We start from the raw sequence: 10,025 nt of genomic DNA, 5'->3' as shown, positions 1-10,025 counted from the left end.
ACGACCTGCACGGCATCCGCGCGCGGCTTTCCCACACGGGCTGCTTGAACTTGAGCATCAGCTGGTCACGCCAGCCATAGTTGGTGCCTTTCATGGCCGCCAGGTGCTGGTTGTCCAGGCCCGGGGTCATCTGGATCTTGCCCAGGGCGCGCAGCGGCACGGCCATCACCAGGTAGTCCGCCTGGTAGCCGACGCTGCCGACCTTGACCGTGACGCCGTCCTTGTCCTGGACGATGGCGGTGACCGGCGAGCTGGTCTTGATGGTCTTCAGTTGCTTGACGAAGGCCTGCGCCAGCACCGGGCTGCCACCCAGCAGGCGGGCGGCGCGCAGGTCGCGGTCGCTGACGCCGCGGTAGACGCGAGTCTGCTGGGCGAAATACAGCAGCGACAAGCGCGACGGCTCGTCGTAGCGGCTGCGGATCTGCTGGTTGACCAACTGACGCGCCGTCGCGGGCAGCTGCAGCTTGTCGAGCCAGGTGGAGACGTTGATCTGGTCGAGGGCGAACAAGGTGCTGGTCGCCTGCGGGTTGAGCGGGTCATCGATCGACCGGGCCAGGTCGTCGAGGGTCTTCTCGTAGCGCTTGAGCGCCTCGGCGGTGGCCGGCTGCTTGGCGGTCAGGTCGGCGGCATTGAAGTACTCGCCGTCGATCAGGTAGCCGGGGCTGCGGACGAATTCCGGCGCTGGCAGGGTGTCGAGCTTGAAACGGTCGACGTACTGGTTGAGCACCGGCTGCGCCTTGCCGTTGCCGATCCACTCGCTGGTGGCCAGGCCGGAGCGCCCGCCCATGCCCGACTTGGCTTCCAGCAGGGTGACCTGCCAGCCCTTGTTCTGCAGCTCGTAGGCGGCGGTCAGCCCCGCCAGCCCGCCGCCGACGACGATTGCCGTAGGTGTCTTGTCTTTCGCCAGCGCGGCGGCGCTGGTAACACCGATCAATACCAACGCGCACAGGCGCACCCAAGCAGCAGCCATGTCGGCGAACTCCGGTTGAAATAGGTCGATTAAGGGTGGGGAAGAACGCCCCAGAGATGATGCGTTAAGAATACGTCACCCTTGGGCACCCTGCCAGCGGAGCGACAACAAGTCGTTTACACAACTGGCATTTTTGTCAGTTGCCAGGTGCGCCCGATTGGGTAGAGGGTGCAGGGGTCGAAGCTTCACCGGAAAACCCGCCATGGACCACCATCAACACTTCGCCAGCGTCACACCGCGCGATCTCAGGCCGCATGACATCTGGCAGGGCGCCAGCGGCTTGAGCATCACCTCGAGTTGCACCTCGTTCGCCGGTTTCTACGATGCCTTCAGGGGCGACTCCGGGACCGAGCTGGTGATCGGTGAGAACAACGACCTGCAGATCGACTTCGGCCACGAGGTCGACTGCCTGATGCTGGAGTTCTACGTGGTCAGCGATTGTGACTGGCTGAGTGAGGAAGACCGCCTCGAGTGCGAATACCTGGGCCTCGACGCGACGCTGTTCGACCCGCCGGCCGCCTACTGGCTGACCCTGTCCGGGCAGTTGGGCACCGAGTTCATCCGCGGCGTGTATGCCAGCAGCCCGACCCGCCAACTGCTGCTCGGGCCCTTTCGCAAGCTGACCATCTCCACCACCCAGGCGGGCACCGTGCACATTCCTGCCTTCAGCTGGCGGCTCGCGGTGCGCCATTGAGCGCGAACACGGTTGTGATGCCCGGCACCTTTGCTTAGGCTTACGCGGTCAAACCAAGCCGCGCCGCCAGGAGAAGTGCCCATGGGCCTCAACGATCAGTGGATGCAACGCGACCTCAAGGTCCTGTGGCATCCCTGCACCCAGATGAAAGACCACGAACAGCTGCCGCTGATCCCGATCAAGAGCGGTGAAGGGGTCTGGCTCGAGGACTTCGAGGGCAAGCGCTACCTGGATGCGGTCAGTTCCTGGTGGGTCAACGTGTTTGGCCACGCCAACCCGCGTATCAACCAGCGCATCAAGGACCAGGTCGACCAGCTCGAGCACGTGATCCTGGCTGGTTTCAGCCATCAGCCGGTGATCGAACTGTCCGAGCGCCTGGTGGCCATGACGCCCGCCGGGCTGGACCGGGTGTTCTACGCCGACAACGGTTCTTCGTGCATCGAAGTGGCACTGAAGATGAGCTTTCACTACTGGCTGAACAAAGGTCAGCCAGAGAAGAAGCGCTTCGTCACCCTGACCAACAGCTACCACGGCGAGACCATCGCGGCGATGTCGGTGGGCGACGTGCCGCTGTTCACCGAGACCTACAAGGCGCTGCTGCTGGACACCCTCAAGGTGCCCAGCCCGGACTGCTACCTGCGCCCCGAAGGGGTGAGCTGGGAGGCGCACTCGCGGACGATGTTCCTGGCCATGGAGCAGACCCTCGCCGAGCACCACGCGAGCGTCGCGGCGGTGATCGTCGAGCCGTTGATCCAGGGCGCCGGCGGCATGCGCATGTACCACCCGGTGTACCTCAAGCTGCTGCGCGAGGCCTGTGACCGCTATGGCGTGCACCTGATCCATGACGAGATCGCCGTTGGTTTCGGCCGCACCGGGACGATGTTCGCCTGCGAGCAGGCCGGCATCCGCCCGGACTTCCTCTGCCTGTCCAAGGCGCTGACCGGCGGTTACCTGCCACTGGCCGCCTGCCTGACCACCGATGACGTGTACCAGGCGTTCTACGACGACTACCCGACCCTGCGTGCCTTCCTCCACTCGCACAGCTACACCGGCAACCCGCTGGCCTGTGCCGCAGCGCTGGCGACCCTGGATATCTTCGAGCAGGACAACGTGATCGAGGCCAACAAAGCCTTGGCGGCACGGATGGCCAGCGCCACCGCGCACCTGGCCGATCATGCGCATGTCGCCGAGGTGCGCCAGACCGGCATGGCCCTGGCCATCGAGATGGTGCAGGACAAGGCCACCAAGGCGGCCTATCCGTGGCAGGAGCGACGTGGCCTGAAGGTCTTCGAGCATGCCTTGAGCCGCGGTGCCCTGCTGCGCCCGCTGGGCAGCGTGGTGTACTTCCTGCCGCCGTACGTGATCACCCCGGAGCAGATCGACTTCCTCGCCGAGGTGGCCAGCGAAGGCATCGACATCGCCACCCGCAGCAGTGTCAGCGTGGCCGTACCGGCCAATTTCCACCCCGACTTCCGCGATCCGGGCTAGCCCCGGCCTCGCCACACACTTTTAGAGCTGAACCATGCGACTGTCCCGTTTCTTCATCGACGCCCCCCTGTCCATCGGCGAGCACGACCTCCCCGAGGCCCAGGCCCATTACATCGGCCGCGTGCTGCGCATGGCCGCTGGCGACGCCGTGCAACTGTTCGACGGCAGCGGCCAGGAATACCTCGGCCAACTGCTCGACGTCGGCAAGAAAAGCGTCCGCGTCAGCCTCGATCAGGCCCTCCCCGGCCAGGCCGAGTCGCCGCTGCACATCCACCTCGGCCAGGGCCTCTCGCGCGGCGAGCGGATGGACTGGGCCATCCAGAAGGCCACCGAGCTGGGCGTCAGCGAAATCACCCCGATCGTCAGCGAACGCTGCGAAGTGCGCCTTAAAGATGAACGCGCCGACAAGCGCCTGGCCCACTGGCGCCAGGTGGCAATCAGCGCCTGCGAACAGTGCGGCCGCTCGAGCCTGCCGGTGATTCACCCGCCGTTGACCCTGGCCGAGTGGCTGAAAGCCACCGAGGCCGACCTCAAGCTGGTCCTGCACCCGGTCGCCGCGCCGCTGACCAGCCACCCGCGCCCAGCGCGCCTGGCGTTCCTGATCGGCCCTGAGGGCGGCTTGAGCGATGCCGAAGTCGACCAGGCCAAGGCCGCCGACTTCCAAGCGGCCCGCCTCGGCCCACGCGTGCTGCGCACCGAAACCGCACCGGTAGTGGCGTTGTCGGTGGCGCAGCAACTGTGGGGCGATTTCTGACGGCGGCTCAACGCACGTAGAAGCACACCGCGATGAAGTGCAGCAGGCTGCCGGCGATCACGAACAGGTGCCAGATGCCGTGCCAATGGCGGAAGCGGCTGTCGAAGGCGAAGAAGATGATGCCGACGGTGTAGAACACCCCGCCCGCCGCCAGCCAGGCGAAGCCGGCGGTGCCGAGGGTGTTCAGCAGGGGCTTGACCGCAACCAGCACGATCCAGCCCATCAGCGCATAGATGATGATCGACAGGACACGCGCTTCGGAGCGCGGCTTGATCTCTTGCAGCATGCCGATCACCGCCAGCCCCCAGACCACCCCGAACAGGCTCCAGCCCCAGGGCCCGCGCAGGCTGACCAGGCAGAACGGGGTGTAGCTGCCGGCGATCAGCAGGTAGATCGACAGGTGATCGAGCTTGCGCATGATCACTTTGGCCCGGCCGCGGGTGCTGTGGTAGAGGGTGGAGATGCTGTAGAGCAGCAGCAGCGTGCCGCCGTAGATGGAGAAACTGACGATCTTCCACGGATCGCCCTGCATCCCGGCCGTGACAATCAGCCAGAGGGCGCCGATAGCGGCAAGGATGGCACCGACCAAGTGGGTCCAGGCGTTGAAGCGTTCACCGTAATACATGCAGACACTGACCTCTTTGGCAGCTGCAAGTTTCAAGCTGCAAGCCTCAAGTTAAGCCAGGCGGCGCCTATACAATCAGTGCACCGATCCCGCGCCCACTCAGATCAGCTTGCCGCTTCAAGCTTACAACTTGAGGCTAGCGAAGCTCAGCTTCGCGCACCATGCGCTCCAGCGCCGCCAGGTCCGGCACCCGCACCACCTGCTCGCCCACCTGCACCGCCGCCAGCTCCAGCTCGGCCAGCGGCACATCGACATAGTTCAGCTGGCTGTCGAGCTTGCACGAGCGCGGGATGTCCTGCAGCAACAGCGCCAGGTAGCGCAGGCCGGTGTCCCCCAGCGCATTGAGCACGACGATCCGCGCGCGCTCGCCGCACACCGTCTGGCCGCCACACGCGGCTTCAAAGCCAATCAGCGGCAAACGCTGCTGACGCCAGTCGATCCAACCGAGGTGCCAGGCCGGCTCGCCGATCTGGCACGACAAGGTGCGCTGGCCGAACAGTTCCGCCACGGCCACGTTGGGCAACACCAGGGTGCGGTCACCCAAGGGCAACAGCAGCCCGGTCAGGCTGCTGCGCTGGCCGGCAATATGGTCAAGCATGGGGCTGGCTCCAATGGGCGATGCTCTGCAGCAGGAGCGATTCCTGGTACGGCTTGCCGAGGTACTCGTTGACGCCGATGGCCATGGCCCGGTCGCGGTGCTTCTGCCCGCTGCGCGAGGTGATCATGATGATCGGCAGGTCTTTCAGGCGCTCGTCGCGGCGGATCCGGGTGGCCACCTCGAAACCGTCCATGCGCGGCATTTCGATATCCAGCAGCAACACATCCGGCCGGTGTTCCTCGAGCTGGGCCATGGCATCGACCCCGTCCTTGGCCGTCAGCACGCTCATGCCGTGGCGTTCGAGCAGGCGACTGGTGACCTTGCGCACCGTCACCGAGTCGTCCACCACCATCACCAACAAGCGTTGACGGGGCGCTGGCCCCAACAACAGGCGCTGGCTGTCATTGCCCGCTGGCAGGCGTGCCAGACGGCGCTGCTGGCCGCGCAACTGACCGAGCAGGTCGAGAATCAGCACCACCCGGCCATCACCGAGCAAGGTCGCCCCAGACAGCCCCGGCACCGCGGCAAACTGCGGGCCCAGGCTCTTGACCACGATCTCGCGGCTCGGCGACAGGCTGTCGACCTGGATCGCGAACGAGGCTTCATGCGAGTGCAGCAGCACCACCGGCAGCGGCACGCTCTGGCCGAGCAGGCTCGGCCGGGCACTGCCGCCCTGGAGCAGCTCGCCGAGGTAGCGCAGCTCATAGGCGTGGCCGGCATACACATAGCGCGGCGTGTCCAGCTGGTAGCAGGTGGCGAGTTCGGCGGGGGGCACGCGCACGATACCCTCGATGGTATTGAGCGGGATCGCGTACTGCTCCTCGCCCAGGTGCACCATCAATGCGCGGTTGATCGACACGGTGAACGGCAGCCGAATCAGGAAGCGCGCGCCCTTGCCCGGGCTCGACTCGATACTCATCGCCCCACCGAGTTGCTTGACCTCTTCATGGACCACGTCCATGCCCAGCCCGCGCCCGGAAATCTGGGTGATCTTCTCTGCCGTGGAGAACCCCGGGCGGAGGATGAACTGGAGGATTTCGTGGTCGCTCAAGCGCGCCTGCGGATCGAGCAGGCCGCGCTTGATGGCCTTGTCGCGGACCGCCTGCAACGGCACGCCGGCGCCGTCGTCGCTCATCTCGATGACGATGTCGGCGCCTTCGTGCAGGAGGTTCAGGTGAATCGTGCCGAGTTCCGGCTTGCCCGCGGCCAGGCGTGCCTCGCGCGACTCCAGGCCATGGTCGACGGCGTTGCGCAGCATGTGCTCGAGCGGCGCGACCATGCGTTCAAGGACGCTGCGGTCGAGCTCGCCTTCGGCGTTGCCGACCACCAGCTCGACCTGTTTGCCAAGCTCGCTGGCGACTTGCCGGACCACCCGCTGCAAGCGCGGCACCAGCCGCTCGAAAGGCACCATCAAGGTCGCGGTGAGGCCTTCCTGCAACTGGCTGTTGACCCGCGCCTGCTGCTGCAGCAGGCCCTGCGCTTCCTGCGCCCGCTGGGCCAGGGTCTCTTTCAGGTCGAGCAGGTCCGAGGCCGACTCGAACAGCGCCCGCGACAGCTGCTGCAACTGTGAATGGCGGTCCATCTCCAACGGGTCGAAGTCGTCGTAGGCGTCACCCTCCAACGGCGAGCGGCTGGACATCCGCCCTTGGGTCTCGATGTCCAGGCGCAGCAACTGGTCGCGCATCCGTTCGAGGGTGGTTTCCATCTCGTTGAGGGCGAACTGGGCGTCGTTGACCTGTTGTTCGATGCGCCCGCGAATCACCGAGTGCTCGCCCGCCAGGTTGCCCAGGTCGTCGAGCAGCTCGGCGTCGACCTTGACCATGTCGCCCGGGGCCCGCTCGGGGAGGCTCGCCGGGGCTTCGACGGCCGCCGGGTCAGCGCTGCTGGTGGCCGGGGCCTGGCCGGCGGCACTGTCGGTGAGGGCAGCGCTGCTGAAGTTGCGGATATAGTCGATCAGCGCCGTGGCCGCATGCAGGGGCTGGCCGAGGCGGACCGCATCGAGCATGTGCGCCAGCCGGTCGTGGCAGTTCTGCAGCAGGGCGAACAGCGCCGGGCTCGCCGGCAGGCGCCCGGCGGCGAGCAGTTCGTAGAGGAATTCCAGTTCGTGGGCAAGGTCGCCGATGGCCGCGATCTGCACCATGCGCGCCCCGCCCTTGAGCGTGTGCAGGTCGCGCAGCAGGGTCTCGACCTCGACGCTGCTGCGCGGGTCGGCCTGCCAGCGCGCCAGCGCAGCGGCGGAGCTCTCGACGATGTCCGAGCTTTCTTCGAGGAAGACGTCGAGCAGCTCCTGGTCGCCCGGGCTGTCGGGTTCCTGCGCGGGCTCGGCCGGCGCTTCGAGCGACGGTAGCAGGGTGACCCCGTCCTGCCCGACCAGCCCCATGGCATCCGGTGCCAGGGCGCTGTCGAGCAGTGCCCGCAGGCCATCGAGGCACTCCGGACGCGCCGTCACTTCCTGCCCGGCCGCGACCTCGTCGAGCATGTCGATCAACACATCATGGCCCTGCTGGGCCTGGCTGAAGAACCGCCGGTCAACCGCCAGGCTGCCCTCCTCCACCGCGCCATAGAGGTCGAGCAGCGCTTCGCAGACCTCGTCCACCTGCCACAGGTCCGCCAGATGCGCGCCCTGGCCGAGGCTGGTCAGGGCGTCGAGCAAACCTTCCAGCTGACCGCGCTGGCTCGGCTGCTCCTGCCAGCGCAACAGCAACGACTCGGCATCCAGCAGGCTGTCCATGCCCTCGGCCAGAAAGCGCACGATCGCCTGCGGATCACGGCGGCTGCGGCGGCTGTGATGGGGTTCGTCCTGCAGGCTCGCCAGGCGCTCATCGACCCCTTGGCCAACCTGCTCGATCAGTTCGGTGGCACCAGGGATGGCCGCCAACGGCGTGCTGTCGAGTTGGCCTACGCCCAGCTGGAACAGGGTGCTGCCGGCTTCCAGCCAGTCGATCTCGGCCAGTTGCAGCAACAACTGGTGGCCTTTGTATTCGCGGGCCAGGCGGTCGAAGGCGGTGGCCAGTTCGGCGATCGGCATGACCCCGGCCATCGCCGCGCTACCCTTGAGGGTATGCAGGGCGCGCTGCAGGCTGTCGCTGACCGGCGTGTCGTGGCCCTCGCTGGCCTGCAGAAACGCCTCGAGGCTGGCCAGGTGCCCTTGGGCTTCGTTGCGGAAGATCTCCAGCAGTTGCGGGTCGAGGCCGCCGGCCTCGGGCAGCGCGCGGGCTTCGTTGTTGGCCAGGGCATGCAGGTGGGTGGACAACGGTTCGATGTCGCTCAACGGCGGCAGGTGGCCGACGGCAAAGTCGGCGAGCAGGTCAGGCAGGCGCACGAACACCTGCTGCAAGGCCACCACGCCTTCGGCTGCCAGGGCAAAGCGCCCCTCGAGCACCCGATTGATCAGGTGCTCGGCACTCCAGGCCAGCTCGGCGAGGGCCTGGGCATGCACCATCCGGCCACTGCCCTTGAGCGTGTGCAGGGCGCGCCGGACTTCGATCAGGGCATCGCGCAGGCTGTTGTCGGCACGCCAGCGCAGCCAGTGGCGCTCGATGTCCGGCAGCAGCTCGCTGGCCTCTTCGAGAAACACCTCGCGCAGCTCGGCGTCGATCTCCTCGACCTCGTCGGGCACGGCCCCTTGGCGGCAGGTCACGCCCAGCGCGGCCAGGCTGGTACGGGCCATTTCGATGAACGGCTGGGCATCCGCCAGTGGGTCGGCCAGCCGCCATTGCAGGTAGCACTCGCCGGCGCTGAGGGCGTCGGCCAGGTGGGTCAGTTCATCGAGCGGCGGCTCTTGTTCAAGGTGCGCCAGCCAGCCCTGGACGTAGCCGGCGGCACCGCCGAACAGCTCGGCGGCCGCCGGCAGCATGAGCATCGCCAGCGCCCCGCGCACCTGGTGCAGCAGCCCCGGCAAAGCTTGCAGGCGCTGCCGCGGCCAGCCGGACTCGAGGCAGTCGCCGATCAGGTCCTTGGCCTGCTGCAAGACCGACACGGCCTCGCTCAGGACCAAGTGGCGAATCTGCGCCAGGTCCGAGCCGGGCATGCTGCCCTGGCCGCTTTCTTCCAGGGGGCCGACCATGCCGTTGAGGGTCGCTTCGACGTACAACAGGGCGCCGGCGACGTCCATCAGCAGCGCGTCGTCGACCGCTTGCTGGTCTTGGGCCAGGGCTTGCAGGGCCAGCACCTGGTCGATGATGACCCGCCGCGGTTGCTGGAAATTCAACACCGCGAGGGTGTCGGCGACCTGGCGCAACGGCGAGACCAGCGCGTCCAGCTGCTCGCGGGTCTGGTCGCCGCGCACGAACTGGTCCAGGCAATCCTTGATCCGCATCAGGTCATCACACAGTGCACTCACCACCGAGCGCAGGGCATCGCGGCCCTGGCCGGCCTGCAACTGCTCGCGCCAGTTGCCCAGCGACAGGTCGAGATCAGCCAGGTCGGCGGCCCCCGCCAGGCGCTGCGCGGCTTCGCCCATCAGGCTGCCTTGGGCCAGGGCTTCGACACCCCGGCACTCGCGCAGTCGGTTGAGCAGCGGCAGCATCACCAGGGGCAGGTCGTGGCGTGCGCCGCGCAGCCGCTCCAGGTACGGCGGCAACTGCTCGAGGCCGCGGAACATGGCGCCCAGGCAGTCGCCACGCGGGGTGATCTGGCCCTCGGCCATGGCCCGTCCGAGCAGCTCCAGCTCCTCGGCCAGGCGTGTCGCGCCGCGCAGTTCGAGCATGCGCAGGCAGCCGTGGACCTGGTGCAGGTGGTCGACGAAGAACGCCAGCATGGCCAGGTCGCTGGGGTCGCCGGCGAATCGCTCGAGGGCCTGGCGCGCCTGCGCCAGGCAATCGAGGATGGGCGCCTTGGTCCACGCCAGGGCGACCGTGTCGTGGCGCTCGGGGCTTACGGCTGCAGAGGCCATGG

7 protein-coding genes are annotated in these 10,025 nt (G+C 67.2%); 3 read left to right on the top strand and 4 right to left on the bottom strand.

The genetic code is table 11. The features are described from left to right. The coding region (locus tag CCOS865_RS27455) for a flavin monoamine oxidase family protein (protein ID WP_119146844.1) at nt 1-970 on the bottom strand (970 nt) is incomplete at its 3' end. Between the two features lie 202 nt (nt 971-1,172). On the opposite strand from CCOS865_RS27455, the gene CCOS865_RS27450 reads away from it, so the two are divergent. From CCOS865_RS27450 to CCOS865_RS27440, 3 genes are all read left to right on the top strand, one after another. Further along, complete coding sequence (locus CCOS865_RS27450; RefSeq protein WP_119146842.1) at nt 1,173-1,664, top strand: hypothetical protein; 492 nt, start codon at nt 1,173-1,175, stop codon at nt 1,662-1,664. An 81-nt stretch (nt 1,665-1,745) separates the two neighbouring features. Then, entirely contained in the window at nt 1,746-3,152 is a 1,407-nt protein-coding gene (locus CCOS865_RS27445) for an adenosylmethionine--8-amino-7-oxononanoate transaminase (RefSeq protein WP_119146840.1), read from the top strand. A gap of 34 nt (nt 3,153-3,186) precedes the next feature. Next, on the top strand, nt 3,187-3,906 hold the full coding sequence (locus CCOS865_RS27440; protein WP_119146838.1) for a 16S rRNA (uracil(1498)-N(3))-methyltransferase: 720 nt from the start codon (nt 3,187-3,189) through the stop codon (nt 3,904-3,906). Between the two features lie 7 nt (nt 3,907-3,913). Here the strand turns inward: CCOS865_RS27440 and trhA are convergent, their stop codons facing one another. The 3 genes from trhA to CCOS865_RS27425 form a co-directional block, all read right to left on the bottom strand. Next, on the bottom strand, nt 3,914-4,531 hold the full coding sequence (trhA, locus tag CCOS865_RS27435) for a PAQR family membrane homeostasis protein TrhA (RefSeq protein WP_119146836.1): 618 nt from the start codon (nt 4,529-4,531) through the stop codon (nt 3,914-3,916). Between the two features lie 136 nt (nt 4,532-4,667). Next, the gene (locus CCOS865_RS27430) at nt 4,668-5,129 is read right to left on the bottom strand and encodes a chemotaxis protein CheW (RefSeq protein WP_119146834.1); all 462 of its coding nucleotides are present in this window, start codon (nt 5,127-5,129) and stop codon (nt 4,668-4,670) included. After that, nucleotides 5,122-10,023, bottom strand: coding sequence for a hybrid sensor histidine kinase/response regulator (locus CCOS865_RS27425; protein WP_119146832.1), 4,902 nt, complete (start codon nt 10,021-10,023; stop codon nt 5,122-5,124). Before CCOS865_RS27425 ends, CCOS865_RS27430 begins: the two co-directional genes overlap by 8 nt. Between the last annotated feature and the right edge of the window lie 2 nt (nt 10,024-10,025).

The organism is Pseudomonas reidholzensis, from assembly GCF_900536025.1.
Classification (GTDB): domain Bacteria; phylum Pseudomonadota; class Gammaproteobacteria; order Pseudomonadales; family Pseudomonadaceae; genus Aquipseudomonas; species Aquipseudomonas reidholzensis.
The sequence above is the reverse complement of the archived record's forward strand: the minus strand, read 5'-3'. Positions and strand labels throughout refer to the sequence as shown.